Here is a 25,714-nt window from a genome sequence, read left to right as displayed (position 1 = left end):
AGAACAATGAAGACGATGACAAGAATGATGGCGATGCTCGCCGGCGCCGCTTATGTGGCGATGGCAACCGCCCCGGCGGCGGGTGCTGCGGAACTGCGCATGTCGTGGTGGGGCGGCGAAAGCCGCCATGTCGCAACCCAGAAGGCCATTGCCGCCTGCGGTGAAAAATACGGCCACACCGTCAAGGGCGAATTCACCGGCTTCGACGGTTATCTGGAGAAGCTCACCACGCAGATGGCGGGCAAGACGGAGGCCGATATCGTTCAGGTCAACTGGCCTTGGCTACCGCTGTTTTCCAAGAACGGCGAAGGTTTTGCCGATCTGCGCCAGCTGAAGCCGCTCGATCTTTCGCAATGGGCCGAGAGCGATCTGGACGCCGGTTCGATGAACGGCGTGTTGCAGGGGCTTTCCGTTTCCACTACCGGCCGCGTCTTCTTCTTCAACGCCACCACCTTCGAAAAGGCCGGCGTGGAAATTCCGAAGACCTGGGACGAGTTTTTCGCGGCAACGAAAACCATCAAGGAAAAGCTCGGCAAGGACTATTACACCTTCAATGCCGTGAAGGAGACTGCCCAGCTGCTGGTGACACTGGCTGTCGTGCAGAAGACCGGCAAGGATCTGGTCGATCCCAAGACCAACCGCGTGGCCTGGACGCCGGAGGAACTGGCCGAGGGTATCTCTTTCGTCGGCAAGCTGGTCGAAACCGGCTCCATTCGCTCACAGAAAGAGGAAGCGGCCGATGGTAACGTCAATCTCTATGAAAAGCCGTCCTGGTCGGAAGGCCGCATCGCCGGATCCTATGAATGGGATTCGACCTATTCGAAATATGCCGATCCGCTCAAGGAAGGGCAGGTTCTGAAACCGTTCCCGATGCTGAAGCTTGCCGATGCCGTGACAGAGGGCGTCTATCGCAAGCCTTCCATGGTGTTTTCGATCTCGAAAAACTCCAGGAACCCGGAAGCGGCCGCGCAAATCCTGAACTGCCTGCTGAACGAACCGGAAGGCATCGATGCGCTCGGCACCTCACGCGGCCTGCCCGCCTCGAAGGCCGCGGCGGCGCGTCTGGGCGACAAGGGCGAGCCGGAAGTGCGGGCCGCAAACGCCATCGTCATGGCGGCATCGGGACCGGTGGTGTCACCCTTCAACGAACATCCTGAAATCCGCTCGGGCTTCATCGATACGCTCGAGGAATATGCCTATGGCCAATTGACGGCGGAAGAGGCGGCCGAGCAGATCATCGATACGACCAACGATGTTCTCGCCAAATTCGATTGACGACAATGGCCTGCCGTCTGCATGGCGGCGGGCTCCCTATCCGGCTGCCGGATGATGTGAGGCGTGTCCGCCAAGGGTTTGGCCGGACAGGCACCAAAGACGAGAAAAGAGCATGAACGAACCCCTTATCATCGCGTCTTCGGCGCGAACAGCAGCGCTTTGCCTTGCCGTTCCCGGCGCTCGATATTTCCTTCCGTACAAAACGGCATGGCGTCTGACGTCGGCGGATGGCGGCGAAAGGCGCGGTGAAACAGCGACCGTGGTGAAGCTGCTGCATGACCTCTCCCCGAATACGCGCTATGTCTTCGAAGCGGAAGGGTTCGGACGGCTGGAGTTCAGAACCGCCCCCTGTGCCGGGCTTGTCGAGGCTGCGGCGTTCTCCCTCATGCCGGATGTTGCGCTTGATGATGAGACACGCGCGCGCGCCAATGCACAGGCGCTGGAAGGGGCCGTGGCCGCGGTGCCGCACGGCGGCACGTTGCGTCTCGGGGCCGGTCTCTGGACAGCCTTTCCCGTTCGCCTGAAAAGCAACATGACCTTCCACCTTGCCGAAGGAGCCGTGCTGCGCGCGCCCTCCACCCGCAGGGGCTGGCCGATCCTGCCTGCCCGCGATGAGGTAGGCCATATGCTCGGAAGCTGGGAAGGCTTGCCGGATGCCTGTTTTGCCGCGCTGGTTCATGCCATCGCAGCAGACAATCTCGTCATCGAGGGCAGGGGCGTTCTCGATGGCTCCGGCGACAGCGGCGACTGGTGGAGCTGGCCGAAAGAGACCCGCGACGGAGCGCGCCGGCCACGCGGCCTGCATCTCGTTTCCTGCCGGAAGACAAAACTGCTCGGTTTCACGATCCGGAACGCCGCCTCCTGGACGATTCATCCGCAGGGCTGCGAAGACTTGATCGCCGCTGGCCTCAGCATCGTCGCACCCCATGACAGCCCGAATACCGATGGTTTCAACCCCGAGAGCTGCCGTAACGTCACGATATCAGGCGTGCGCTTTTCCGTCGGCGACGATTGCATCGCGGTGAAGGCGGGAAAGCGGGGCCCCGATGGCGAGGACGATCATCTCGCGGAAACGCGCGGCATTCGGGTGCGCCACTGCCTGATGCAGCGCGGCCATGGCGGGCTCGTGATCGGTTCGGAAATGTCCGGCGGTGTACATGATGTGGCGGTCGAGGATTGCGACATGGTCGGCACGGATCGCGGCCTGCGCCTCAAGACACGGCGCGGGCGGGGCGGCACCGTCAGCAACATTGCCATGCGCCGGGTGCTGCTGGATGGCGTGCAGACCGCGCTTTCCGCCAATGCCCATTACCATTGCGATGCGGATGGACATGACGACTGGGTGCAGTCGCGAAACCCGGCGCCGGTCGATGGCGGCACGCCCTTTATCGACGGCATTAGCGTGGAGGACGTTGAAATCCGCAATCTCTCCCATGCGGCCGGCGCTTTTCTCGGCCTTCCCGAAGCGCCTATCCGCAACATCGCCATCCGCAATCTCACCATCGTCTCGCGCGATCCTTCGGCCATCGCAACGCCGCCGATCATGGCCGACCGGGTGCGTCCCATGCGCCATGAGGCGATTGTTTTCGAGCAGGCGCATATAGTCTGCGATAATCCCGCCCTGTTGAGCGATGCTTCCGTTTCCATTGTGTCAGATTCCGATTGAGAAAACCGATGAAAGCCACTGAATATTTTGATCAATTCTCCAGTCGTTATAAACATTACAAGGACGGAAGCTGGTGTTACGAGGATGGATGTGTCTATCGCGGCCTGCAGCAGCTATTCGAGGCGACCGGCGAGGTGCGCTGGAACGACCATCTGCATCGTCTCGCCGATGCGCAGATAGCGCCAGACGGCACGCTCGCCGGTTACGATCCGCAGGAATATAATATCGACCATATCCTCGCCGGCCGTATCCTCTTTCCCCTTGCGGCGGAAACGGGCGATCCGCGTTACCTCGCTGCGGCGGAACATCTGGCGGGGCAACTGCGCAGCCATCCGCGCATCGCATCCGGGAATTACTGGCACAAGAAGCGTTATCCGCATCAGGTCTGGCTGGATGGGCTTTATATGGGGCTTCCTTTCCAGATCGAATACGCGCAGGCGACGGGTCGGGCGGAACTGATCGACGATGCGCTGCGGCAGTTTTCAGCGGCGCTCGCGGCGACGGAGGATAGCGGTGGGCTCTATGCCCATGGTTACGACCACAGCCGCAGCCAGCGCTGGGCCGATCCTCAAAGCGGCAAGTCTCCCGCCATATGGGCGCGTGCGGTCGGCTGGCTCGCCATGGCGCTGGTGGACGCGCTGGCCATCCTGCCGGATGACGGCGCGACGGCGCCGCTTCGCAACAAGACGCAGTTGCTTCTGGCCGGCATCATCGCACGGCAGACCGAGACGGGGCTCTGGATGCAGGTTCTCGACAAACCGGGCCTTGCGGGCAATTACGAGGAAACATCCGCCTCGGCCATGTTTGCCTATGCCTTGCTGCACGCAGTGCGGTTGAAGCTCGTGCAGGGCGAAGAGGCGAATGCCGCCCTTTCGGCGGGTCGTCGCACGCTTGATGCGCTTCTGGAAACGCGGCTGAAAGCCGATGAAGAAGGCGTGACGCGCCTCACCGGCATCGTTCATGTCGCGGGCCTTGGCGGCTTTGAGGGCAATTATCGCGATGGAACGCCGGAATATTATCTGACCGAGCCGGTGGTGTCCGACGATGCCAAGGGCGTCGGGCCGCTGATGATGGCCTATGCCGAAAGCCTGCTTCTGGCCAAGCCGCAGGCGCAGGCTGTTTCAGCGGCGTGACGTCACGCCGCCCTTGTGAAGATCACGGTCTGGATCAGGCCCTGTTTCTTGTGGTTGGCAATGGTGATTGTGCCGCCGAAGCGCTCGATGATTTCCCTGGCGATGGCAAGACCAAGACCGACGCCGGGGATTGATTTGCGCCGCGCGAGATCCACCCGGAAGAAGGGTTCGAAAACCCGGCCGATCAGTTCCTGCGGAATGCCGGGGCCTTCATCCCTGATCGTTACGACGATTTCGCTCTCGTCTCCGGTCAGATCGATATGCGCCTTCTTGCCATGCGTGACGGCGTTCAGGATGAGGTTGCGCAGGGCTCTCTTCAGCGCCAGCGGGGCCGCCTTGATGGTCATGGCGGCTTCCGGCTCGATGAAGTCGAGCGCACCCGCGTGACCGAGATCGGAAACATCGTTGACGATTTCGCTGAGAAGCGTGCCGATGTCGATCGTCTTGACGCTGTCCTGGCTGACCTCTTCCCGCACCAGAAGAATGGCGCTGTCGGCGATGGCGTCCAGCTCCTCAAGGTCCGCCAGCCATTTGGCCCGTTCCTCGTCGTTCTCGATGAATTCCGCCCTCAGCCGCATGCGGGTCATCGGGGTTCTGAGATCGTGGCCGGCGGCGGCGACGAGGCGCATGCGGCTTTCCATCGCCGCCTTCAGTCGGGTGGCGAGTTCGTTCAGCGCCCGCGCCGTGGCGCGGATTTCGCCCGGTCCGGTTTCCGGCAGGTGCGGCAGCGAACCGTCAGGCCCGATGCTGGCGGCGGCATTTTCCAGCATGTCGAGCGGGCGGGTGATCTTGCTGGCGGCAAAGATCGAAACGGCGGCGCTGCCGAGAATGATCAGCCCGATCCACATGCCAAAAATTTTCCAGCCGCCCGGCGGTGGACCCATATGTGGGATTTCCGCGACCAGCCAGCCGCCTTTTTCCAGCGCGATGGCCGCCAAGGGCGCAGGATTTCCCGGCGAGCGGATGACCATCGCGGTGCGCGGCTCTCCGACGCGGGCCAGCGCCTTTTCCAGAAATTCCGAAAGCATGCCGTCGAGATCGCCTTCCGGCGGCTTCTGTTCGATCTGGAAATAACCGGGCTGCTGCAGGGAGGGATCACGCTCGGCCATGGTCACGGCAAAGGCGAGGCTGCGGGCCAGCGGCTCGATGGTGGCGTCGGGCGGCGGTGGCTGCAACGTCCGGTCGGCCACAACAGTCGCAAGCGCGATGACGGCGATGATGGAGACGATCATCAGCGCCGTGATGCGGTTTTTAAGCGAGCTCATCGCTGCACCGGCAGGGTTTTGACCTGAACCGTCATCTGGTAACCGCCATTGCGCACGGTCTTGAAGATCGGCGTTTGCGTGTCTGCGTCCAGCTTCTTGCGCAACCGGCTCATCAGTACGTCGATGGAGCGGTCGAACGGGCCGCGATCCTTGCCCTGCGTGAGATCGAGAAGCTGATCGCGGGAAAGCAGCCGGCCGGGCCTGTCGAGAAAGACTTTCAGAAGATCGAATTCCGCTCCCGTCAAATCTATCTTTTCACCGCTGTCGCGGATGACGGAGCGCTGCTCGGGATCGGCGGTGAAATCCGCAAAACCATAGGCGGCGGATGAGGGGCGGGGGGCTTCCTGCGGCGTGGCGCGGCGCAGCACGGCCTTGATGCGCGCGGTCAGTTCGCGCGGATTGAAGGGTTTGCCGAGATAGTCGTCGGCGCCGATTTCCAGCCCGACGATCCGGTCGACATCTTCCTTCAGCGCAGTCAGGAGAATGACCGGCGTGCGCGGCCGGCGACCCTGCAGATCGCGGCAGATATCGAGGCCGGAGCCATCGGGCAGCATCACGTCGAGCACGATGAGATCGGGATCGGAGCTGGCGATCTTTTCCTCGAACTCACGCCTGTCGGCGGCCATCGACACGCGAAACCCCTGCGAGCCGAGATATTTCGCGAGCAATGTGCGTATTTCCGGATCGTCATCGACGATCAATATATGTGTCACCGAAACTGTCGTCATATCGTCCAACCTTTTGATGCCACTATACATAAGCGCTGAAAAGAAACGGCGGATTTTTGCAACGAAAGCTTTCCGGGGCCGTTCTGGCAACATTCGGTTACAAATAGGCGGTTTGCGGAAGCAGCTCGGAAACATTCGGACCAAAGCCGGAAACGCGATGCACCTATCGTCCTTTCATGTTGGAAAACGGAAGGAAGGTAAGATGAGAAACTCGCTACTGGCCACCGCCGTCATCGCGACAGCAATTATCGGCGTTTCCGCCGCCGCGCAGGCAGCGGAAGAGAATGCGTCCGCACCCCAGGCGACCGAACAGGCTGCGCCGCCGCCCGCCAATCTCGATCTCGGCCCGGACATCGGCCCGGATCGGGGTCCGGATGAAAGGCCGCTGCCGCCCCATATGCGCAGAATGCCCGGCCCGGATGTTCTCGGGCTGGCGACGAAGCTTTCGGCGGCCGAAATCTATCTCGGCGTCACGCCGGAACAGCTAGGTCCCTGGCGCGCCTATACCACGGCGCTGATCGATCTTGTTTCCCTCGGTCCGGAGCGCAATCCGCCTCCGCCGGTGGCGGGTGAAAGCAAGGCCAAGCCCGAGCCGCGTCTTGCGGGAGAGGAGCTGGCAGGCATCATCGCGCAGAAGGCGGAAAAGGCCAAAGCCCTGCAGGACGCCGTTGCGGCGCTGAAACCGAAGCTTTCGCCGCAGCAGGTGCTGAAGCTTGCCGAACTCGAGCGTGCGCTGATGCTGCCTCCGCCTCCCGGCCCGCGTCATGGCCCCGCAGCGCGCGGTGGCTTTGCTCCCCCGCATGGCGATATGAGGCAGCCGGTTCCCAATGTGGAACGGGGCTGAGGCAACTATTCGAAGTTTCCTCCTTTAATCTGCCCCCCAGTAAAGGAGGAAATCAGCCGGCAACGGCTGGAGCCGGGGGATCGCACGCCTGCGATCCCCCGCGTGATTTTCAAGCAGGAAGACGATGATGAGATATTTCTATCTGGTGCTGGCAACGGCTTTTGGTTTGAGCTTTGCCTGGTCGGTGGCCGTGGCAAAGGACAAGCCCGTGCAACAGCCGGCGGCCAAATCCCGGCAGGATGAACAGCGGCGTCAGCCCGCCTGTGCGAAGGATCAGCGCGAAAAGACGGATTCCAGACGTCTTCGCAGCACCTGCCGTAAGGCCGCGGCGCGAAAATCCGCCTCTGCCTATGAATGGATCGAAGCGGACAGGGGTTTCATCCTCGTGAAACACGAGATGACGCCGGTTTCTTCCTTCGAATGAACCGGCTGGACAGGACATCAAGATGAAAACGGCACGCAAGGCAGGCGCATTGCTGGCGGTTGTCGCTCTCGCTGTGGGCGGCTACTGGCTGTCCTCGCAATATACGCGGGCGGCCACACCCGGCTATATCACCGCACCGGTGACGCGCGGCGATATCGAGCAGACGGTGCTGGCGACGGGAACGCTGAAACCCGTTCGCCTTGTCGCTGTCGGCGCGCAGGCCTCCGGCCGCATCACCGCCGTCAAGGTGGCGCTCGGCGATACGGTCAAGACGGGCGATCTGATCGCCGAAATCGATTCCGTTACCCAGACGAACAGCCTGCGCACGGCGCAGGCGGCTCTGGCGAACGTGAAGGCGCAGCGCGTGGAGAAACAGGCGACGCTTCTTCTCAACCGCCAGAGCCTTGCCCGTCAGCAGGAGATGGTGTCGAAGAACGCGGCCTCCCGCGCCGATTTCGAAAGCGCCACCGCAGCCCTTGCCGTCACCGAGGCGCAGATCGAAGCCATCGACGCCCAGATCGAGGAAGCGCAGGTCGCGGTGGAAACGGCCGAGGCCAATCTTGGCTATACCAAGATCACCGCGCCCATCGAAGGCACGGTTCTGTCGATCGTCAGCCAGGAAGGGCAGACCGTCAACGCCACCCAATCCGCACCAACCATCGTCATTCTCGGCCAGCTCGACCGGATGACGGTGCGCACGGAAATTTCCGAGGCGGATGTAACGCGGGTCAAGCCGGACCTGCCGGTCTATTTCACGGTGCTGGGTGAGCCGCAGCAGCGTTACGACGCGATGCTTGCCTCGATAGAGCCGGCGCCGGAATCGGTGCGCAGCGATTCCAGCTTCAGTTCCTCGACCTCTTCATCCTCCAGCTCATCCTCTTCCAGCACGTCGTCCTCCGAGGCGATCTATTATAATGGCGTGTTCGAAGTGCCGAACCCGGACGGCAAGCTGCGCACCTATATGACGGCGGAGGTCCATATCGTTCTTGGCGAAGCGAAGGACGTGCTGACCGTCCCCTCGGCAGCCCTTGGCAGCATGGACAGCGACGGCAGCTATGCCGTGCGTGTGGCCGGTGCCGATGGCCGGGTTTCCGAGCGCAAGGTCGAAATCGGGCTCAACAACAAGGTCACGGCGGAAGTGCGTTCCGGCCTTGCCGAGAACGAGCGGGTGGTGACCGGCGAACGTTCCACCGACATCACCACAAACGCCATGCCGGGGCCGGGCGGCCCGCCGATGGGGCTTTGAACCATGGCTGAACCTTTGATTTCGCTTAAATCCGTGCGGCGGGATTATCCCTCCGGCGAAGGCACGATCAGCGTGCTCAAGAACATCGACCTCACCATCGAGGCCGGTGAGATGGTGGCGATCGTCGGTGCGTCCGGGTCGGGCAAGTCGACGCTGATGAATATTCTCGGCTGCCTCGACCGGCCGACATCGGGTAGCTACAGCATCAGGGGCCGGGAAACGGGCAATCTCGATGCCGACGCGCTTTCGGCGCTCAGGCGTGAAAATCTCGGCTTCATCTTCCAGCGCTACCATCTGCTGGCCGAATTGACGGCGCTCGGCAATGTCGAAATTCCGGCGATCTATGCCGGCAAGACGCAGGGCGACCGCAGGCACAATGCCGCAAGGCTGCTTGGCCGCCTCGGCATGGCGGAACGCCTCGATCACCGTCCCGGCCAGCTTTCCGGCGGCCAGCAGCAGCGCGTTTCCATCGCCCGCGCCCTGATGAACGGTGCCGAGATCATTCTTGCCGACGAACCGACCGGCGCGCTCGACAGCGCCAGCGGTGACGAGGTGCTGCGCATCCTCGGCGAGCTGCATGCCGAAGGCCGCACTGTCATCATCGTCACCCATGACATGTCGATTGCCAGACGCGCCGGCCGGATCATCGAAATCAGCGACGGCACGATCATTTCCGACTGCAGGACGGATGCAACGCCCGTACCGCAGGACGATGCCAAACCCGCTGCCGTTTCCGGCGGGTCTTCCGGTCTTGCGGGTCTCGTTTCGTCTCTGCGCGAGGCGTTGCGCATGGCGCTTCTGTCGATGCGGGCGCACAAGTTGCGCACCTTTCTCACCATGCTCGGCATCATCATCGGCATCGCCTCGGTCATCAGCGTCGTGGCGCTGGGGCAGGGGTCGCAGCAGCGGGTGCTGCAGAACATATCGAGCCTCGGCACCAACACGCTGGAAATCTTCGCCGGCAAGGATTTCGGCGACATAAGGTCGGGCAAGATCACCACGCTCGTCGTTTCCGATGCCGAAGCGCTTGCCAAGCAATCCTATGTCGCGGCGGTGACGCCGACGGTCTCGACCTCCAGCACGGTGCGTTTCGGCGCGAAGGAGGCGAATGCGCTGGTGAACGGCGTCAGCGAGCGCTATTTCGTCGCCAAGGGCACCAAGCTGTCGCAGGGCCGCTTTTTCGATGGCGGAAGCGTCGCGCAGAAGGCGCAGGAAGTGGTGATCGACGAAAATACCCGCAAATCGCTGTTTGCGGATTTCGACGGCAGCCCTGTGGGCCAGGTCATTCTCATCGGCAAGGTGCCGGCCCGCATCGTCGGCGTCACGCAGGCGCAGCAGGGCGGTTTCGGCTCAAGCCAGAATCTGTCGCTCTACCTGCCCTATACCGCTGTCCAGTCACGCTTTCTCGGCAGCCTGTCGCTGCGCAGCATCACGGTGCAGGTGGCCGACGATGTCGATGCCTCAATCGCCGAACAGGCGGTGACGACGCTTCTGACCCAGCGGCACGGCACACGGGATTTCTACATTCTCAACACCGACGATATCCGCCAGACCATCACCAGCACCACGCAGACGCTGACCCTTCTGATTGCGGCCATTGCGGTGATTTCGCTGCTGGTCGGCGGCATCGGGGTGATGAACATCATGCTCGTTTCTGTGTCTGAACGCGTGTCGGAAATCGGCGTGCGCATGGCGGTGGGCGCACGGCGCACCGATATTCTGCGGCAGTTCCTCATCGAAGCGGTGCTGGTCTGCATTATCGGCGGCACGCTGGGCGTGCTCGGCAGCCTCGGCTTCGGCGCGCTTTTCTCCGCCTTCAGCAGCAATTTCGCCATGGTCTATTCCACGGCGTCGATCATCGCCGCCTTCGTCTGCTCGACGCTGATCGGCGTTGTCTTCGGTTATCTGCCGGCGCGCAACGCGTCGAAGCTCGATCCCGTCGCGGCTTTGTCTGCGGGGTAAATCCCCCCGCCGGTCACGCCTTGTTTTTTTCGACGAAGCGAATGGCGTCGCCAACGGTCAGGATCGTGCTTGCAGCGGAATCTGGAATTTCGACCCCGAATTCCTCTTCGATTTCCATGACGATCTGAACGGTCTCGAGCGAATCCGCACCGAGATCGTCAGCAAAACTGGCCTCGTCCACGATGGTGGCAGGGTCTGCGCCAAGCTGGTCCACGATGATTTTTCTGATACGTTCTGCAATGGTGGACATGGTGAGACTCCGCGAAAGTTGCCTGCCGTCGAACGCCGCCCCATCTGAATTTGCGCCGAAGATATCCAAGCGAAATCAAACTGAAGTTTCGAACGGACAGGGCACAGAGTCAAAGGCTCGGAAGATCGATGACATCCGGACGTAGCACGCCTTTCGCGGCCGCGAAAGGGTGTCGATCACCCGTTAGTATTCCATAATAATATGGGACGTTCGCCACGTTAAACAGTTTGTGACTGGCAGCGGTGAACCGCAACGCGGTAAAGCTCGTTGCCTGTGAACCTTAAATCCGTCAGCCACACCGAGCCTCATGCCATGGTCCAGTCGTCCCCGGAACGCTTCATATTGCTCGACGGCATGAGGGGCGTGGCCGCCCTTTTCATCGTCCACCGCCACGCCGAGGATCTGTTCGGGAAAAGCACGGCTTCGAGCTATCTCGCCGTGGATCTGTTCTTTGCGCTCAGCGGTTTTGTGCTCGCGCATGCCTATAGCCGGAAACTGGCCGAAGGGGCGATTACGCCAGGCTTTTTCATGAAGGCGCGCTTCGCACGTCTTTACCCTCTTTATGGGCTGGCGCTGGCCCTGATGGCGGCCTATTTCATCTGTCTCTACGTGCTGGGTCTGCCGACTCCGATCGACGATCTGCATCGTCCCATCGATCCCGGCGAGCTTGCTTTCGCCTTGGTAACGGGGCTGCTCTTTTTGCCGGCACCCTTCACGCTCACCCTGAACGGTGCGCTGTTTCTCGTCAGCCCGGCATGGTCGCTTTTCAATGAGCTGGTGGTGAATGCGTTTTACGCCCGCTTCGGTGTCCGGGCCACGACGAAACAGACCGCCGCGGTGCTCATTGTCAGCGCCCTTGTGCTGATGGTGGCTGCAGCCGAGTTCGGCCGTCTGCATGCCGGTTTTCGCTGGCATGAAATGTATGCCGGCATGGGGCGGGTGTTCTTCTCGTTTTTTGCCGGCGTGCTGATTTACCGTTTCCGCAATCGCATACCGCAGTTGAAACCTTTTCAGGCGGCGCTTTGCCTTCTGCTGGTCTGTTTCATTCTGGCCGTGCCGATGTCGCGCGAGCTTCGGCCGTTCTTCGATCTTGCGGTTGTCCTCGTCGCCTGGCCGCTGCTGCTGTTCGTCGCCAGCAAGACGGTTCCGGGGCGCGGGGTGGGAATGGTGTCGGTTTTTCTCGGCACGGCGTCCTACGCGGTCTATGTGCTGCACATTCCGCTTCTGGCCTGGACGGAGCTTCTGATCCCCGCGGTACACCGGGCAAACCTCGCTTTGCCGGCCGGCATTGTTTTCCTCATCGGCACGACGTGCCTGTCATGGTGGCTGACGGTCCATTACGATCAGCCCGTTCAGAAATGGCTGAAGAACCGGTTGAGAAAGCGAAGCGAAATCCGCCAGCCGGTATGACCCTGCCTCGCGGCTGAAAACCTCAGTAATGGGCGAAAATCGGGGCAGTCAGCACGAAAGCTGCGACGAGACTGATGATCGTCAGTTTCGCCGCTCGCATGCGGCGCATTTTGCGGCCGCTCCAGTCATACGTCATACTCACCTCCACGCAGACGCAAAACTTACCGGTATGGGAAACAACCCAAGCTTTGCCCGGACCGGTCATGGTCCCGCAACGCATCGGATGCACATTCCATACCCAAGCTTCCCGGGACGCGCCTGATCGCGCGCGGGAGGCTCAATTTCAGTGTTGCCTGATATACGGCTTTTGCCAAGCCGTTATTTTCATCGGTGATTTTGAAGGCCGCCACGAAAAGGGCGGCAAGTCCATCACCGGTAAAGAGGCGGCAGGCCCTGAATGGCGTAACGCGGCAGCGGTTTCCACGGTTTGACGCGTTCATGTTTGTGAACGCCGAACAGGAACAGCATTTCCTCCGAAATATCGGCGGGGTCGGTCAAGCCATCCTGAAAGAGCTGGATCACCTTGCGGGCGGCACTGTTGTAGAGAATGACTTCGTCGTCCATGGTGTGGCTATCATAACCGAGACCTTCCAGCACTGACTGGAGCATTTTCAGGTCCTGCGATGTGATGATGCAATTTTCATATGCGGAAGACATGACGTCCTCCTTTCCTGTGGGGTTCACAAAAGCCGGAGCGTCGCGCTACCGTCCAGAGGCGGTGCGGGGACGCTTCAACGCCTTGAAACGCGGGCGACGTCAGGGAAACCGTTTCCGGCCCGTGCCGTCATGCATGTCGCGTGAATTCCGGATCGTTCCCGCCGGACAACGGGCTGGACAGGGCTTGGGGTGCAACAGGCCTGACGGCGGCAACGCCCTTTAATTACCGATGAAGAAGCCTGCGCTGATTAAGGGGAATAGGCAAGTTAATTCCGCCGACGACGGCGGAAGATGCAGCAGCCGCTGCCGCAGGCAACAAAAAAGGCCGGGGCAATATTGCACCGACCTTCCTCATATCGCTCTCAACACCCGTGCCAGTACATCCGTGGTCAAAAGTCTGAAGCGACTAAAACAACTGCGAACGTCGATTTCATTCGCGCTCACCAGCAGTTGCCATGTGAGCTGTCTAAATGGGCAATGTGGCCAAAACAAGTCCGGTATCCATGGTAATACTTTTATTCGCCATGACATGCCGGCCCGCACGACGCTTATTTCTTTTTGGCATCCGCTGTCGTGGCGTTTGCGAACTTGACCTGCGAACCGGCGGGCGGCGCGGCAGGTGCTTTCGTCTTGTCCTTCTTCGGTTTGCGGATTTCCTTGTTGCTGCGCAATTGACCCTTGGCCATGGTGTCCTCCTCCTGTTGGATCGATACGGCCTCGAGCGGCTATAAGACAATCCGTTCAAGGCCCTTCGCTCGGGCGATGCTGGAAATCCGGCCAGTCAGTTCTTGCCGGATCGTTTTTTTGCGGAAACCGGCGCGTCGGCGATAATCGTCGCTTCCTGTGCTTCGCGAAGCTGGCGAAGGCGTTCCGTTTTGCGGGCGCGCTGGTCGGCCTCGGCGTTTATGATCTGCTTTGCGGCGTTATCCGTCAATGACGCCCTGTCCTGTGCGGATAGTTTGCCGGGTTTGAAAAAAGCTTCCTTTGACGCGGCCATGGCATTCTCCTTTATGGAAGAGCGGTATCGGACGGCTGGCGGGGGCGGGTAGCCTTTTTGGGGGCAGACAGCAGCCCTTCGCGCTGAATTTTCTTCTTTACCCCTTGCGGCGGTGGCGCATGGCTTGGGCTTCTTCACGGACGCGCTTTTTCCCTGGCCCAAAAACAAAAGGCCGGGCTTTGACCCGACCTCTCACAATCATTCTAACCGGCAGCCAGTACATCCGTGGTCTGCGGGGGTCAAATGACGAATATCAAGCTGCCTGAAGGTTATCAGCCGAGCTCTTGCCGGACCGACGGTCCTGGACGATCTCGTAGCTGATCTTCTGGCCGTCGTTCAGCGAACGCATGCCAGCGCGCTCAACAGCGGAAATGTGAACGAAAACGTCCGCGCCGCCATTGTCAGGCTGAATGAAGCCGAAGCCCTTGGTGGCGTTGAACCACTTTACAGTACCAGTGTTCATAACGATTTCCTTTCGTAGAATCGTTGTGGTTCCCGCGATACCTTGCGGGATAAGATCGATTATTTGAGAGGAAATCCGACGGGGAACACAGCGTTCCAGAACGACGTCACAAGCAATGGTCGATGAAGAAAATATAGGCGCAATTTTTGATTTTGCAATGGGCCCTGAAGGAAAAAGCGCCGGCGAGCGCCGGCTCATCGGCTAAGTATCTGGTTCACGGCACTATTTCCCGCTGACCCAAACGTGCGCCCGGTCTGGCGCAGCCCTTGGTCTCGCGCGCATCAACCTCCGCCGGGAGACACGTCTTTCGCACCGTCATCCGGCAGGCTGCCCGCGCCCGGCGTCTTGTCATAATCGGTGAGGGACGGTTTGGCGTGCGGGCCGGCGGGAGGAATGTCGTTCGGGCTGGAAGGCCCTTTGTCGACTGTCTTCGGCTTCGTTTTCTTCGTCATGTCGCGTCCTCCTTTTTAAGGGAAAACGCAGGGGAAAAGGCGCGGGTTCCGTTTCCACGCCGCGCGGGCGCGCTTTTCCGCCGTCAGCGGCGGGAACGCGGCTTTTTCTCTTCCCGGTTCATATCTCGCCCGACCCATTTGAAAAATACGACGAGGCTGACGCCGATGATGATGAGCGGAACGAAGGATTCAAAACTGGACATGACTCACTCTTTCTTCCCCCGGCGACCATTTTACCGGCATGGAAGAAGCGCGTAATCTGCGGAATATCGTCCGTTCTTTTTTGGCAATTGCCGTCTGCGGCCCAGCTGCCGATGGGCCGCAGATGAAGGCGGTTAAACCGGCAGCGATTTCACCGCCGCCGTGCCGCCTTCACGGGCGCTTTTCAGCGCCGCCACGCCTGTCAGAACGGACATGGCGCCGGCGCGCGAACCCGCCCGCTGCCGCAGCCGGTCGTTGGAGCCGGGCTTGAAGATCATGTCGCGCATGCGGTTGTCGCCGCCATAATGGCCGCCCGGCTCATGCGGCACCCAGATATGTTCGACACCGCCGCCGAAGCTTTTCACCAGCAGGATTTCATCGGCCGGCGGTTCCGTCCAGGGCTGCTTTTCATACTGGCGCATCTCGATGCGGCCCTTATGGCCGTTGAAGGCGATGTGGTGGCCCTCGATCGGCATATAGGTGTTGAGCGAATAGGAAACCTGCACGCCGCTGGCATAGCGGATCGAGGCGCTCATCGTGTCGGGAATGTCGATCTCCTCGCGGAAGACGCAGGCATCGCGCACATAACCGTCCACCGTCGAAGGGTCTTCATAAAGCGCATCGAGGAAAGGATCGGCGCCGAGATCCATGAAATAATCGCACTCGCTTTTGTGCGGACAGGTGCGACAGCGCGTTCCGCGGAACGGACCGTTCTTGCCATAATGCAGCAATTGCCCGAAGCCCTTCACTTCCACGGGATCGGAATCGAGATACCAGTTCAGCAGATCGAAATGGTGCGTGGCCTTGTGTACGAACAGGCTGCCGGAATGTTCGGTAAAGGCGTGCCAGCGGCGGAAATAATCCGCGCCGTGCTGGTTATCGAGATACCAGTGGAAATCGACCGAAGTGACGGTGCCGATGGCGCCTTCGTCGATCAGCTCCTTGATGCGGGCAGCGGTGGGAGAGAAACGGTAATTGAAGGAGACGTCGACCCGGCGGCCGCTTTTGGCCTCCGCCGCGCGAATGCGGTCGATCTTTTCCGGGGTGGTGGTCATGGGCTTTTCGCTGATGACATCGGCCCCGCCTTCGAGCGCGCGGATGATGATGTCGTCATGGGTGTCGTCAGGTGTGCAGACGATCACCAGTTCGGGTCGCTGCTCCTCCATCATCCGGTCGAAATCGTCGTAGAGCGGCGCGTTCGATCCCATCATGGCGCGGGCGCGTTCGGCGCGCATCAGGTTCAGGTCGCAAATGCCGACCAGTTCGACATAGTCGCTCCAGCCGGCCAGCAATTCGCGGCCCCACATGGTGGTGCCGCGATTGCCGGTGCCGACCAGCGCATAGCGTTTGCGTTTCACCTTTTCAGGCATTGTCTCTCTCCCGGATAATCAACAAACAGTCTTGAAACGCTCGACCACGGTGGCGAGGACCTCGTCCATCGGGCGCGCCTGCCAGCGATGCGAAAAGATTTCCACTTCCTGCGGGCCGTGGAAGCCGGCGGCTTCGATCATGGCGCGAAATGCCTTGAGGTCAATCACGCCGTCGCCCATCATGCCGCGATCATTGAGCGGATCGGTGGTCGGCACCAGCCAGTCGCAGATGTGGTGGGCGAGAATTTGCCCGTTCCTGCCGGCGCGCGCCACCTGTTCCTCCAGTTCCGGATCCCACCAGACATGGTAGACATCGATGGCGACGCCGGTGCCAGACCCCAGCCTGTCGCAGAGATCGAGCGACTGTTTCAGCGTGTTGAAGCAGGCGCGGTCGGCGGCATAAAAGGGATGTAGCGGCTCGATGGCGAGCGGTACGCCGGCGGCCCGCGCATAGGGAAGAAGCTCGGCCATGCCGTCCTCCACCATCTGCCGGGCGCCTTTCAGGTCGCGTGAGCCGGCGGGCAGGCCGCCCACGACCAGCACAAGGCAATCGGCCTTCATGGCGGCTGCCTCATCGACGGCACGTTTATTGTCCTCGATGGCGAGGCGGCGGCCTTCGGCATTGGGCGCGGGGAAAAAGCCGCCCCGGCAATGGCCGCTGAGGCGCAGCCCGTTCCGTTCGACAATACGGACGGCTTCAGCAAGGCCAACACCATGCACCTGCTCGCGCCAGGGCGAGATGGCGGTGATGCCATGCGCGAGGCAGGCATCGACGATTGCGCCGAAATCGCCGCCCTGCCGCACGGTGGCGAAATTGATGGAAAGGCCTTCAAGGCTCATCTCGGTATCTCCCCTTATTTTGCTTCACCCAATGCCACGGACGGCCAGAAACGCCTTCATGCGATGCGTCGCCAGATCCGGTTCGGCCAGCACATTGGCCTTGTCCGCAAGCCGGAAAAGCTCGGCGAAATGCTGGGTGGAACGGGTACTTTCCTGCCCGCCGACCATGGTGAAATGGTCCTGCAACCCGTTGAGATAGGCGAGGAACACCACGCCGGTCTTGTAGAAGCGGGTCGGGGCCTTGAAGATATGGCGCGATAGCGCCACCGTCGGCTCCAGAATATCGAAAAACTCGTTGTCCGCGCCGCGCTTCAGGCAGGCCAGAGCTTTCGAAGCAGCAGGCGCTATGGCGTCGAAAATGCCGAGCAGCGCGTCCGAATGGCCCTTTTCGTCACCGGCGATCAGTTCGGCATAGTTGAAATCGTCACCGGTATACATGCGCACCCCGGCGGGCAGGCGGCGGCGCATGACGATTTCCTTTTCCTTGGAGAGAAGCGAAATCTTGATGCCGTCGATCCTGTTGGCATTCTCCTCGATCATGGCAAGGCAGGTTTCCATGGCCTGCATGTGGTCGCCGGAACCCCAATAGCCCTCAAGCGCCGGGTCGAACATTTCGCCCAGCCAGTGAATCACCACTTTCTGGTCGGCATGGGATAAAACTCTGGCATAAGCCTTGAGATAATCATCCGGCGAACGGGCGGCAGCGGCCAGAGCGCGGCTCGCCATCAGGATCACACGTCCGCCTTCTCCCTGAACAAAATCAAGCTGTTCGAGATAAGAGTCGACAATATGGTTCAGGTCATGATTGCCGCCATTCAGATGGTCGGTTCCGACGCCGCAGGCGATCAGCGCATCCTTGCGGCTGGCCGCTTCCTTCAGCGAACGGGAAATCAGTTCCTGCGCCTGCGGCCATGCCAGCCCCATGCCGCGCTGCGCCGTATCCATCGCCTCGGCGACACCGAGGCCGAGATCCCACAGGCGGTGGCGGAAACGTAAGGTGGCGTCCCAGTCGATGGCGGGCGTGAGCCATGGGTCGTTATCGGCAAGGGGATCGGCCACCACATGGGCGGCGGCGAAGGCGACGCGGTTGAAATCCGCCGCACTTCGTTTCTCAACCGCGACCGGCGTGCCTGATAGTCTGTAGACCTCGATGCTGCGGTCGTCCTTCGGAAGCTTGAGTTCGCTCACCGTCGCCTCCTTAGGAAAGGGCGGGAACGTCGAGCCAGCGGCGTTCCTTCCAGGATTTCAGTCCAAGCTCCGCAAGCTGTACGCCCTTCACGCCTTCCATGAGGCCATAGGGCCACGGGTCGTTGTCGACGAGGTGGCGCACGAACATTTCCCACTGTGCCTTGAAGCCGTTGTCATAAACGACATTGTCCGGCACCTCCTGCCAGGTCTTGTAGAAATCGATGGTCTGCGGCTGGTCGGGGTTCCACACCGGCTTCGGCGTGTTGGTGCGATGCTGGGTAAAGCATTTTGTCAGGCCCGCCACCGCCGAACCATGGGTGCCGTCCACCTGAAAGGTCACGAGATCGTCGCGGCGCACCCGCACCGCCCATGAAGAATTGATATGGGCGATCACGCCGCCTTCCAGCTCGAAGGTGGCATAGGCGGCATCGTCCGCATCCGCCTTATAGGCTTTGCCCTGCTCATCGAAACGTTCCGGAATATGGGTCGCGCCGAGGCAGCTCACCGATTTCACCGGTCCGAACAGGTTGTCGAGCACATAACGCCAGTGGCACAGCATATCGAGAATGATGCCGCCGCCATCTTTCAGACGGTAGTTCCAGGAGGGGCGCTGCGCCGGCTGCCAGTCGCCTTCGAAAACCCAGTAACCGAACTCGCCGCGCACCGAGAGGATTTTCCCGAAGAAGCCGCTGTCGCGCAGCATGGCGAGCTTGCGAAGGCCGGGCAGGAAGAGCTTGTCCTGCACCACGCCGTGCTTGATGCCGGCGCTTTCGGCCAGCCGCGCAATCGCCAGCGCCTCTTCCATCGTGTCGGAAATCGGCTTTTCGCAATAGACGTTCTTGCCCGCCTTGATGGCTTTCTCCAGCAGGCTGCCGCGCATCTGCGTCGTGCCGGCATCGAAGAACAGCGTATCGTCGGGGTTCGCCAGCGCCGCATCGATATCGGTCGTCCAGCGCGCGACATTGTGCTTTCTGGCGATTTCCTCGATCTTTGCGCCGTTGCGGCCGACCAGTATGGGGTCGAGCATGACCCTTTCGCCGCTCTTCAAAACCACGCCGCCCTGATCGCGAATGGCGAGAACGGAGCGCACGAGATGCTGGTTGTAACCCATGCGGCCGGTGATGCCGTGCATGATGACGCCGATACGTTTCATGAATTTCCTCCCAAGGCGGCCTCTTCCCGAAAGCCGCTTCCGTCAAATATGGCAATTTGTAACTATTTGGTTATTTGTGGTCGTGAAGGATGCGATCTGTCAAGGTGTTTTTGACAGGAAAAATTCATGGCCTGACGACGGTTGCGTTTTCGCGTTTCCACCGCGCCGCAAAAGAAAACGACGCGCTTCGCGGATGCGAATGGCGCGTCGTCGCTGTTGTTAAAGAGGAATTCGGTTTGGCCGGCTCAGACCGGCCGCACTGCAGCAAGCAGGGTGTCGACGATATGCTGGCCCCAGCGTTCGAGTTCGGCGGGGTCTGTCAGGTCGCGCTGGAAGATGGTCGACAGCGTGAACCGGTTCGAAAGATAAAAAGCGCCGAGCGAAGCGATGGTCAGATAGACGTCGATCGGATCGAGGCCGTCACGGAATTCGCCCGCGTTGCTGCCGCGCCGCAGAACGTCTTCCAGCTCCGAAATGAAGTTCGAATGCATCGCCGTAATCGTCGGGGATTGCCTGAGATAGCGGGCTTTATTGAGGTTTTCCGTGGCGAGGATGCTGAGGAATTCGGGGTGGTCGAGGAAGTAGTGCCAGGTGAAAAGCGCAAGCTCGCGCAAGCCCTCCGAAGGGGCCTTGCGGGCCAGGTCAAGCCGTCTTTCGGTGTGGCGGATATGGCGATAGGCGTCTTCCAGAACGGCGAGATAAAGCGCATCTTTGTCGCCGAAATAATGGTAGATCATCCGCTTGTTGGTGCCGGCGCGGCGGGCGACGACATCGATTCGAGCTCCCGCCAGCCCCTTGGCGGCCACCTCGCGGCGGGCGGCTTCGAGAATGGCGGCGCGCGTTCTTTCCGGGTTTCGCACCTGTGTCGTCGCGCGTTTGCGCTTGGGTGACGGCGTTTTCTCCATGGCCGCATCGGGGGCCGGATCGGACGGCTGGTTTTTTGTCGTTTCTTCCATTTCAGCACCCGCTTGACAATGTTTGCGATCAGTGTTCCCATGTAACCAATTAGTTATAAAACGGCAAGTGTCGTTTACGTTCATCATCAATTGGCAGTCAATAGGGAGGAGTTGCCAATGCCCATGATGCTTCAGAGGAGAGGTGTGCTTTCAGCAGGGCTTGCGGCCCTGTCGCTTGCAACACTGGGAGGTGGTTCAGCGCAGGCCCAGGCCGCGCGCCTTCGTATGTTGTGGTGGGGTTCGCAGGAGCGCGCCGACCGCACCAACAAGGCGATAGCAGCCTATAAGCAGGTCAAGCCGGATCTCGATATTGCCGGTGAATTCGCAGGATGGAGCGATTATTGGCCGCGCCTTGCCACGCAGGTTGCGGGCCGCAATGCGCCTGACCTGATCCAGATGGATTATCGCTATATCTTCGAATATGGCCGCCGCGGAGCGCTGGCGCCGCTGGACGATTATATCGGCAAGAGCCTGAAGATCGAGGATTTCGGCAAGATGAACATCGATTCCGGCCGGGTCGATGGCAAGCTTTACGGCATCAATCTCGGCGTCAATTCAAGCGCCGTCTTCTTCGACAAGGCGGCCTGGGAAAAATCCGGTGCGACGCCGCCGGCGATCGGCCAGACCTGGGAGGAGTTTGCCGAAAACGCCGCCAAGCTCAGCAAGAACAAGCCGAAGCCCGGCTATTATGCCACGGCCGATGCCAGCGGCGTGGAGCCGAGCTTCGAGAACTGGCTGCGCCAGAACGGCAAGTCGCTTTACACGCAGGATGGCGGCATCGGCTTCGATCCTGCCGATGCGACCAAGTGGTTCACTTTGTGGGCGGATCTGCGCAAGAGCGGCGCCTGTGTGCCGGCCGATGTGCAGGCGCTCGACCAGCTCAACATCGAAACGAACCCTTTGACGACGGGCAAGGCGGCAACCGCATTCGCCCATTCCAACCAGTTCGTCGGTTATCAGAAGCTCAACAAGTCCAAGCTTGCCATAAGCTCCTATCCGAAGAGCACGAAGGATGGTCCTTCCGGCCATTATCTGAAACCCTCCATGCTCATCAGCGTCGCCAATGGCAGCGCCGGCATCGAGCAGGCCGTCGGTTTCATCAACTTCCTTGTGGCTGAACCGCAGGGCATCGATATTCTCGGCGTCGAGCGCGGCGTTCCGGCCTCGGAATCCATGCGTAGCCAGTTGAGCAGCAAGCTCGACGAGGTGAGCAAGACGATGGTGGACTATATTGCCGAGATTACCCCCGGCGTCGGCGATCTGCCGCCGGCGCCGCCTCCGGGTGCGGGCGAATTCGCCTTCGTCCTCAAACGCACGGCGGAGGAAATCGGCTTCGGCAAGATCACGCCGGAAGAGGGCGGTGACCGCCTCGTCAAGGAATCCGAAACCGTTATCAAACGGAAGTGATGGTTTATGGCCTTTCGATCTGAAACTCTTGTGGGGGAGAGCCGTGGCGCGGCTCTCCCGAAGCGGGGCGGTGTGAAGCGGATTTTCGACCGCAACATTCATGCCTACCTGTTTCTGCTGCCCTGGCTGATTGGCTTTTTCGGCCTCACCCTCGGTCCCGCGCTTGCGTCGCTTTACCTGTCTTTCACCAATTACGACCTGTTGCAGTCGCCGGACTGGGTGGGGGCGGCAAACTATGTGCGCATCGCCACGGCCGATCCGAAATTCGCCGCAGCCATGCAGGTCACCTTTACCTATGTGCTGCTGTCGGTGCCGCTGAAGTTGATCTTCGCGCTGCTCGTCGCGCTCGCCTTCAACCGCGGCATCAAGGGGCTGACGCTCTATCGGGCGATCTTCTATCTGCCGTCGCTGCTGGGTTCGAGCGTCGCGATTGCCGTGCTCTGGCGCCAGCTTTTCGCCTCTGACGGTCTCGTCAACATGATCCTCTGGCAGGCCTTCGGTTACGAAGGGCCAAGCTGGATTTCCAATCCGGATTATTCGATCTACACGCTGGTCATCCTGTCCGTCTGGCAGTTCGGCTCGCCGATGATCATCTTCCTCGCGGGTCTGAGACAAATCCCGCAGGACATGTATGAGGCCGCCGAAATCGACGGTGCGAGCAAGGTGCGGCAGTTCTTCCGCATTACCCTGCCGCTTTTGACGCCGGTGATCTTCTTCAACGCGGTGATCCAGACCATCGATGCCTTCAAGGCCTTCACGCCGGCCTTCATCATTTCCGAAGGCACCGGCGGGCCGATCAACTCGACGCTGTTCTATACGCTTTATCTCTACCAGGAGGCCTTCGGTTTCTTCCGCATGGGTTATGCCTCGGCGCTTGCCTGGATTTTGGTGATCATCATCTCGCTGTTCACGGCCTTCTCGTTCCTCAGCGCGAAATACTGGGTGCACTACGATGACTGATGCTGTTACCGCCCCCCGGCCGGGCCAGGGCCCGCAACGTTCGCCGCTGAAATCGGTGATGCTCCACACGGCGCTGATCATCGCGTCCTTCGCGATGCTCTATCCGATCCTGTGGATGATCTCGGGTTCCTTCCGGCCGCAGGACGAGCTGTTCGGCTCCTCCTCGCTCATCCCCTCGGCGGTGGATGTCGGCGGATATATTCGCGGCTGGACGGGGCTCCAGGTGAGCTTCGGACAGTTCTTCTGGAACTCCTTCTTCATCTCGGTGCTGGCCACCATAGGCAACGTGGTCGGTTGCTCGCTCGCCGCCTTCGCTTTTGCCCGGCTTCGCTTCGGAGGGCGCAATTTCTGGTTTGCGCTGATGCTCGGCACCCTGATGCTGCCCTATCACGTCGTGCTCATCCCGCAATATATCCTGTTTCTGGAAATGGGCTGGGTGAACACCTCGCTGCCGCTGATCGTACCGAAATATCTGGCGACGGACGCCTTCTTTATCTTCCTGATGGTGCAATTTTTCCGCGGTATCCCGCGTGAACTGGACGAGGCGGCCGTGATGGATGGCTGCTCGCCCTTCCGCATCTACTGGAAGATCATGTTGCCCCTGTCGCTGCCGGTTCTGGCGACGGCCGCGATCTTTTCCTTCATCTGGACCTGGGACGATTTCTTCGGTCCGCTGATCTATCTGAACGACATCAACACCTACACCGTGCAGCTTGGCCTCAGATCCTTCGTGGATTCCACCGGCAGCTCGGACTGGACCTCGCTTTTCGCCATGTCCAACCTGTCGCTGGTGCCGGTCTTCCTGTTCTTCCTGTTCTTCCAGCGGCTGCTGATCGAAGGCATCGCCACCACCGGAATGAAACGCTGAACGGAACCCGCATCGGGAACGCATTTTAAGACAATCAATACTGTCGCTGCCGCCTTGCATGCGGCGCGACAGTCGGGAGAAACAGCATGGCAAGCAGCATTACGCTCGAAAAAATCGTCAAGCGGTTCGGCGCCTTTCCGGTCGTTCACGGCATCGATCTCAAGATCGAGCCGGGCGAGTTCACCGTTTTCGTCGGCCCCTCGGGCTGTGGCAAATCCACGCTTCTGCGCATGATCGCGGGGCTTGAGGAAATCTCCGAAGGCGATCTGCGTATCGATGGCGAAAGGGTCAATGAAACCGCCGCCTCCAAGCGCGGCATCGCCATGGTCTTCCAGTCCTATGCGCTTTATCCGCATATGAGCGTTTACAAGAACCTCGCCTTCGGTCTGGAAACGGCGGGTTACAAGAAACCGGAAGTCCAGGCGCGGGTGCAGAAGGCCGCCGATATCCTGCAGATCGGCCCGCTGTTGCAGCGCAAGCCGAAGGCGCTTTCGGGCGGCCAGCGCCAGCGTGTCGCCATCGGCCGCGCGATCGTGCGCGAACCGAAAATCTTCCTGTTCGACGAGCCTTTGTCCAACCTCGATGCGGAACTGCGCGTGCAGATGCGTGTCGAAATCGCCAAGCTGCACCAGACGCTCGGTAGCACCATGATCTATGTGACGCACGACCAGGTGGAAGCCATGACCATGGCCGACAAGATCGTCGTGCTGCGCGACGGCCGCATCATGCAGGTCGGCCGCCCGCTCGATCTCTACAACAACCCGGCCAACCAGTTCGTCGCCGGTTTCATCGGCTCGCCGAAGATGAATTTCCTCTCCGCGAAAGTCTCATCCGGCGACAGTTCCAATCGTACCATCGAGGTCGCCGGCCAGCGCATCGTGCTCGAAAAGCCGGTGGCTGCGCAGGAAGGTGAGCCGCTCACCTTCGGCGTGCGCCCCGAACACGTCAACCCGCAGGCGCAATCCTCGCTGGGCGAAGCCTCCATCCAACTCGTCGAACATCTCGGCGGCTCAACGGTGGTTTACACCGCCACACCCGACGGTCAGCCTGCCACCGTACTTCTCGATGGCCAGCGCCAGATCCGCATCGGCGAGACCATTCCCTTTGCGTTTGATTTGGCAAAGACGCATCTGTTCGGAGCGGATGGGCGGAGGATATAACCTGCTGCTCCTGCTCGCCGCCTTAAGCGGCGTGTTTCGGGCGCCCTGGCCGGCGGGGACGGAAATGCGCATGCATCAGAAGCGGGTCGCGCTGGGTGGCCCGCAACAGCATCTTGACCGCGTGGCTTACGGGCGTGCCTGCACGATAGTTGTTCCACGTCCGTAAAGTGACGCCGAGAAAATCCGCCGCCTCATTATTGGAAAGGCCGATTTCCTCCTGCCATTTACGCAGGTCGTCCACATCGAAGTCCCGCTGGTCCTCTGCGATCTGGTAAAGGTGATAGGCATCGATTGCCAGGTCGTCTCCGTCCCATTCCACAGTCGCGCCATAGTCGGCGACTGTCGCGGTCTGCCAGATATCTGCCGAAAGGAGCGGATTGAGCAATTCTCCTCCGGTCGCTATCCATCCGGTCAGATCGGCGGTCGACTGGCTTCCGTCCGCCCAGTCGATGATGAGCGTGCAAGGCGGATTGGGCAGGATGGTTTTGATGCGTGGTGTCATGACTTCTTTCCCTTTCCTGAAATGGGAAAACGCGGGTTCGTCCGATTCCATTCATCGACAATCAGGTTCCCATTGCTTCTCGCCCATGCCAAAGCTTCGGTTTCCGCCCTGCGGGATAGCTTGCCGCGCAGGATTTCCAGAGTTTCGATGTCGACAAGGGCATCGGCATCCGGTGTTATGATGTGAAAATGCGGTGGCAAATGATCGTTCGCATAGACGCGTATGATGATGTTCCCGATCTGAACCAGTTTGCCCATGCAGCCTCCACGGCACCAATAAAACATAGTGCATAAATTTCACTATGTGAAGGGAGGCAAAGAAGCATATTTCCAGTCAG

Annotated in this window: 27 protein-coding genes; 12 read left to right on the top strand and 15 right to left on the bottom strand. The window is 60.5% G+C overall.

Annotated features, from left to right (window positions below; genetic code table 11):
- Positions 1-6 precede the first annotated feature (6 nt).
- The 3 genes from ACQZ5N_RS03945 to ACQZ5N_RS03935 all read left to right on the top strand — a co-directional run bounded on the left by ACQZ5N_RS03945 (position 7) and on the right by ACQZ5N_RS03935 (position 4,074).
- The gene (locus ACQZ5N_RS03945) at positions 7-1,275 is read left to right on the top strand and encodes an ABC transporter substrate-binding protein (RefSeq protein WP_020809390.1); all 1,269 of its coding nucleotides are present in this window, start codon (positions 7-9) and stop codon (positions 1,273-1,275) included.
- 112 nt (positions 1,276-1,387) lie between these two features.
- Positions 1,388-2,941, top strand: coding sequence for a polygalacturonase PglA (pglA, locus tag ACQZ5N_RS03940; RefSeq protein ID WP_448732161.1), 1,554 nt, complete (start codon positions 1,388-1,390; stop codon positions 2,939-2,941).
- A gap of 8 nt (positions 2,942-2,949) precedes the next feature.
- Entirely contained in the window at positions 2,950-4,074 is a 1,125-nt protein-coding gene (locus ACQZ5N_RS03935) for a glycoside hydrolase family 88/105 protein (protein WP_448732160.1), read from the top strand.
- Between the two features lie 2 nt (positions 4,075-4,076).
- Here the strand turns inward: ACQZ5N_RS03935 and ACQZ5N_RS03930 are convergent, their stop codons facing one another.
- Together ACQZ5N_RS03930 and ACQZ5N_RS03925 are read right to left on the bottom strand one after the other, a co-directional pair.
- Positions 4,077-5,339 (bottom strand): ATP-binding protein, encoded by a 1,263-nt coding sequence (locus ACQZ5N_RS03930; protein ID WP_448732159.1) that lies wholly within the window; start codon positions 5,337-5,339, stop codon positions 4,077-4,079.
- Positions 5,336-6,067, bottom strand: a complete 732-nt coding sequence (locus ACQZ5N_RS03925; RefSeq protein ID WP_448732158.1) for a response regulator — start codon at positions 6,065-6,067, stop codon at positions 5,336-5,338. Before ACQZ5N_RS03925 ends, ACQZ5N_RS03930 begins: the two co-directional genes overlap by 4 nt.
- 202 nt (positions 6,068-6,269) lie before the next feature.
- Between ACQZ5N_RS03925 and ACQZ5N_RS03920 the strand changes: the two genes are divergently transcribed.
- The 4 genes from ACQZ5N_RS03920 (at position 6,270) to ACQZ5N_RS03905 (ending at position 10,543) form a co-directional block, all read left to right on the top strand.
- Positions 6,270-6,911: a hypothetical protein gene (locus ACQZ5N_RS03920; protein ID WP_448732157.1), complete on the top strand. Its 642-nt coding sequence runs from the start codon at positions 6,270-6,272 to the stop codon at positions 6,909-6,911.
- A gap of 127 nt (positions 6,912-7,038) precedes the next feature.
- On the top strand, positions 7,039-7,335 hold the full coding sequence (locus tag ACQZ5N_RS03915; RefSeq protein WP_059757103.1) for a hypothetical protein: 297 nt from the start codon (positions 7,039-7,041) through the stop codon (positions 7,333-7,335).
- 22 nt (positions 7,336-7,357) lie between these two features.
- Complete coding sequence (locus ACQZ5N_RS03910; RefSeq protein ID WP_448732156.1) at positions 7,358-8,581, top strand: efflux RND transporter periplasmic adaptor subunit; 1,224 nt, start codon at positions 7,358-7,360, stop codon at positions 8,579-8,581.
- Between the two features lie 3 nt (positions 8,582-8,584).
- A complete protein-coding gene (locus ACQZ5N_RS03905; RefSeq protein ID WP_448732155.1) occupies positions 8,585-10,543 on the top strand; it encodes a MacB family efflux pump subunit in 1,959 nt (652 codons plus the stop codon).
- A 13-nt stretch (positions 10,544-10,556) separates the two neighbouring features.
- On the opposite strand, the gene ACQZ5N_RS03900 is transcribed toward ACQZ5N_RS03905, so the two are convergent.
- Positions 10,557-10,793, bottom strand: a complete 237-nt coding sequence (locus tag ACQZ5N_RS03900) for an acyl carrier protein (protein ID WP_003520197.1) — start codon at positions 10,791-10,793, stop codon at positions 10,557-10,559.
- A 312-nt stretch (positions 10,794-11,105) separates the two neighbouring features.
- Here ACQZ5N_RS03900 and ACQZ5N_RS03895 point away from each other — a divergent pair, with 312 nt between their 5' ends.
- Positions 11,106-12,203, top strand: coding sequence for an acyltransferase family protein (locus ACQZ5N_RS03895; protein WP_448732154.1), 1,098 nt, complete (start codon positions 11,106-11,108; stop codon positions 12,201-12,203).
- A 369-nt stretch (positions 12,204-12,572) separates the two neighbouring features.
- Here the strand turns inward: ACQZ5N_RS03895 and ACQZ5N_RS03890 are convergent, their stop codons facing one another.
- From ACQZ5N_RS03890 to ACQZ5N_RS03845, 10 genes are all read right to left on the bottom strand, one after another.
- The gene (locus ACQZ5N_RS03890; RefSeq protein ID WP_080854724.1) at positions 12,573-12,860 is read right to left on the bottom strand and encodes a hypothetical protein; all 288 of its coding nucleotides are present in this window, start codon (positions 12,858-12,860) and stop codon (positions 12,573-12,575) included.
- 548 nt (positions 12,861-13,408) lie between these two features.
- Positions 13,409-13,546, bottom strand: coding sequence for a hypothetical protein (locus ACQZ5N_RS03885; RefSeq protein ID WP_020809401.1), 138 nt, complete (start codon positions 13,544-13,546; stop codon positions 13,409-13,411).
- A gap of 95 nt (positions 13,547-13,641) precedes the next feature.
- Positions 13,642-13,857, bottom strand: a complete 216-nt coding sequence (locus ACQZ5N_RS03880; protein ID WP_125146371.1) for a hypothetical protein — start codon at positions 13,855-13,857, stop codon at positions 13,642-13,644.
- A gap of 253 nt (positions 13,858-14,110) precedes the next feature.
- On the bottom strand, positions 14,111-14,320 hold the full coding sequence (locus ACQZ5N_RS03875; RefSeq protein ID WP_003520191.1) for a cold-shock protein: 210 nt from the start codon (positions 14,318-14,320) through the stop codon (positions 14,111-14,113).
- Positions 14,321-14,601: 281 nt separating this feature from the next.
- Positions 14,602-14,772, bottom strand: coding sequence for a hypothetical protein (locus tag ACQZ5N_RS03870; RefSeq protein WP_020809249.1), 171 nt, complete (start codon positions 14,770-14,772; stop codon positions 14,602-14,604).
- A gap of 335 nt (positions 14,773-15,107) precedes the next feature.
- Positions 15,108-16,343, bottom strand: a complete 1,236-nt coding sequence (locus ACQZ5N_RS03865) for a Gfo/Idh/MocA family protein (RefSeq protein WP_174000102.1) — start codon at positions 16,341-16,343, stop codon at positions 15,108-15,110.
- Positions 16,344-16,361: 18 nt separating this feature from the next.
- Positions 16,362-17,183, bottom strand: coding sequence for a sugar phosphate isomerase/epimerase family protein (locus ACQZ5N_RS03860; protein ID WP_448732153.1), 822 nt, complete (start codon positions 17,181-17,183; stop codon positions 16,362-16,364).
- Positions 17,184-17,207: 24 nt separating this feature from the next.
- A complete protein-coding gene (locus ACQZ5N_RS03855; RefSeq protein ID WP_448732152.1) occupies positions 17,208-18,371 on the bottom strand; it encodes a dihydrodipicolinate synthase family protein in 1,164 nt (387 codons plus the stop codon).
- Positions 18,372-18,381: 10 nt separating this feature from the next.
- The gene (locus ACQZ5N_RS03850; RefSeq protein ID WP_448732151.1) at positions 18,382-19,524 is read right to left on the bottom strand and encodes a Gfo/Idh/MocA family protein; all 1,143 of its coding nucleotides are present in this window, start codon (positions 19,522-19,524) and stop codon (positions 18,382-18,384) included.
- A 245-nt stretch (positions 19,525-19,769) separates the two neighbouring features.
- Complete coding sequence (locus tag ACQZ5N_RS03845) at positions 19,770-20,480, bottom strand: TetR/AcrR family transcriptional regulator (RefSeq protein ID WP_448732150.1); 711 nt, start codon at positions 20,478-20,480, stop codon at positions 19,770-19,772.
- A gap of 117 nt (positions 20,481-20,597) precedes the next feature.
- On the opposite strand from ACQZ5N_RS03845, the gene ACQZ5N_RS03840 reads away from it, so the two are divergent.
- From ACQZ5N_RS03840 to ACQZ5N_RS03825, 4 genes are all read left to right on the top strand, one after another.
- Positions 20,598-21,887 carry an ABC transporter substrate-binding protein gene (locus ACQZ5N_RS03840; protein WP_080854729.1) on the top strand — a complete coding sequence of 430 codons (1,290 nt, stop codon included), beginning with the start codon at positions 20,598-20,600 and terminating at the stop codon, positions 21,885-21,887.
- 6 nt (positions 21,888-21,893) lie between these two features.
- Complete coding sequence (locus tag ACQZ5N_RS03835; RefSeq protein WP_003520181.1) at positions 21,894-22,847, top strand: carbohydrate ABC transporter permease; 954 nt, start codon at positions 21,894-21,896, stop codon at positions 22,845-22,847.
- Positions 22,840-23,715: a carbohydrate ABC transporter permease gene (locus tag ACQZ5N_RS03830; RefSeq protein ID WP_020809242.1), complete on the top strand. Its 876-nt coding sequence runs from the start codon at positions 22,840-22,842 to the stop codon at positions 23,713-23,715. The genes ACQZ5N_RS03835 and ACQZ5N_RS03830 overlap by 8 nt, the downstream gene beginning before the upstream one ends.
- Before the next feature lie 86 nt (positions 23,716-23,801).
- Positions 23,802-24,875, top strand: a complete 1,074-nt coding sequence (locus tag ACQZ5N_RS03825) for an ABC transporter ATP-binding protein (RefSeq protein WP_059757139.1) — start codon at positions 23,802-23,804, stop codon at positions 24,873-24,875.
- 22 nt (positions 24,876-24,897) lie between these two features.
- On the opposite strand, the gene ACQZ5N_RS03820 is transcribed toward ACQZ5N_RS03825, so the two are convergent.
- Positions 24,898-25,377 carry a hypothetical protein gene (locus ACQZ5N_RS03820; RefSeq protein WP_448732149.1) on the bottom strand — a complete coding sequence of 160 codons (480 nt, stop codon included), beginning with the start codon at positions 25,375-25,377 and terminating at the stop codon, positions 24,898-24,900.
- Positions 25,374-25,634, bottom strand: a complete 261-nt coding sequence (locus ACQZ5N_RS03815) for a DUF4160 domain-containing protein (RefSeq protein ID WP_448732148.1) — start codon at positions 25,632-25,634, stop codon at positions 25,374-25,376. The genes ACQZ5N_RS03820 and ACQZ5N_RS03815 overlap by 4 nt, the downstream gene beginning before the upstream one ends.
- Positions 25,635-25,714: the final 80 nt, after the last annotated feature.

The organism is Agrobacterium sp. 22-221-1 (assembly GCF_053522445.1).
The sequence above is the reverse complement of the archived record's forward strand: the minus strand, read 5'-3'. Positions and strand labels throughout refer to the sequence as shown.

Excerpts from the sequence above, each read along its gene's own strand:
- ACQZ5N_RS03945 (WP_020809390.1), top strand. The coding sequence starts at position 7 with ATGAAGACGATGACAAGAATGATGGCGATGCTCGCCGGCGCCGCTTAT.
- pglA (WP_448732161.1), top strand. The coding sequence starts at position 1,388 with ATGAACGAACCCCTTATCATCGCGTCTTCGGCGCGAACAGCAGCGCTT.
- ACQZ5N_RS03935 (WP_448732160.1), top strand. The coding sequence starts at position 2,950 with ATGAAAGCCACTGAATATTTTGATCAATTCTCCAGTCGTTATAAACAT.
- ACQZ5N_RS03930 (WP_448732159.1), bottom strand. The coding sequence starts at position 5,339 with ATGAGCTCGCTTAAAAACCGCATCACGGCGCTGATGATCGTCTCCATC.
- ACQZ5N_RS03925 (WP_448732158.1), bottom strand. The coding sequence starts at position 6,067 with ATGACGACAGTTTCGGTGACACATATATTGATCGTCGATGACGATCCG.
- ACQZ5N_RS03920 (WP_448732157.1), top strand. The coding sequence starts at position 6,270 with ATGAGAAACTCGCTACTGGCCACCGCCGTCATCGCGACAGCAATTATC.
- ACQZ5N_RS03915 (WP_059757103.1), top strand. The coding sequence starts at position 7,039 with ATGAGATATTTCTATCTGGTGCTGGCAACGGCTTTTGGTTTGAGCTTT.
- ACQZ5N_RS03910 (WP_448732156.1), top strand. The coding sequence starts at position 7,358 with ATGAAAACGGCACGCAAGGCAGGCGCATTGCTGGCGGTTGTCGCTCTC.
- ACQZ5N_RS03905 (WP_448732155.1), top strand. The coding sequence starts at position 8,585 with ATGGCTGAACCTTTGATTTCGCTTAAATCCGTGCGGCGGGATTATCCC.
- ACQZ5N_RS03900 (WP_003520197.1), bottom strand. The coding sequence starts at position 10,793 with ATGTCCACCATTGCAGAACGTATCAGAAAAATCATCGTGGACCAGCTT.
- ACQZ5N_RS03895 (WP_448732154.1), top strand. The coding sequence starts at position 11,106 with ATGGTCCAGTCGTCCCCGGAACGCTTCATATTGCTCGACGGCATGAGG.
- ACQZ5N_RS03890 (WP_080854724.1), bottom strand. The coding sequence starts at position 12,860 with ATGTCTTCCGCATATGAAAATTGCATCATCACATCGCAGGACCTGAAA.
- ACQZ5N_RS03885 (WP_020809401.1), bottom strand. The coding sequence starts at position 13,546 with ATGGCCAAGGGTCAATTGCGCAGCAACAAGGAAATCCGCAAACCGAAG.
- ACQZ5N_RS03880 (WP_125146371.1), bottom strand. The coding sequence starts at position 13,857 with ATGGCCGCGTCAAAGGAAGCTTTTTTCAAACCCGGCAAACTATCCGCA.
- ACQZ5N_RS03875 (WP_003520191.1), bottom strand. The coding sequence starts at position 14,320 with ATGAACACTGGTACTGTAAAGTGGTTCAACGCCACCAAGGGCTTCGGC.
- ACQZ5N_RS03870 (WP_020809249.1), bottom strand. The coding sequence starts at position 14,772 with ATGACGAAGAAAACGAAGCCGAAGACAGTCGACAAAGGGCCTTCCAGC.
- ACQZ5N_RS03865 (WP_174000102.1), bottom strand. The coding sequence starts at position 16,343 with ATGCCTGAAAAGGTGAAACGCAAACGCTATGCGCTGGTCGGCACCGGC.
- ACQZ5N_RS03860 (WP_448732153.1), bottom strand. The coding sequence starts at position 17,183 with ATGAGCCTTGAAGGCCTTTCCATCAATTTCGCCACCGTGCGGCAGGGC.
- ACQZ5N_RS03850 (WP_448732151.1), bottom strand. The coding sequence starts at position 19,524 with ATGAAACGTATCGGCGTCATCATGCACGGCATCACCGGCCGCATGGGT.
- ACQZ5N_RS03845 (WP_448732150.1), bottom strand. The coding sequence starts at position 20,480 with ATGGAAGAAACGACAAAAAACCAGCCGTCCGATCCGGCCCCCGATGCG.
- ACQZ5N_RS03840 (WP_080854729.1), top strand. The coding sequence starts at position 20,598 with ATGCCCATGATGCTTCAGAGGAGAGGTGTGCTTTCAGCAGGGCTTGCG.
- ACQZ5N_RS03835 (WP_003520181.1), top strand. The coding sequence starts at position 21,894 with ATGGCCTTTCGATCTGAAACTCTTGTGGGGGAGAGCCGTGGCGCGGCT.
- ACQZ5N_RS03830 (WP_020809242.1), top strand. The coding sequence starts at position 22,840 with ATGACTGATGCTGTTACCGCCCCCCGGCCGGGCCAGGGCCCGCAACGT.
- ACQZ5N_RS03825 (WP_059757139.1), top strand. The coding sequence starts at position 23,802 with ATGGCAAGCAGCATTACGCTCGAAAAAATCGTCAAGCGGTTCGGCGCC.
- ACQZ5N_RS03820 (WP_448732149.1), bottom strand. The coding sequence starts at position 25,377 with ATGACACCACGCATCAAAACCATCCTGCCCAATCCGCCTTGCACGCTC.
- ACQZ5N_RS03815 (WP_448732148.1), bottom strand. The coding sequence starts at position 25,634 with ATGGGCAAACTGGTTCAGATCGGGAACATCATCATACGCGTCTATGCG.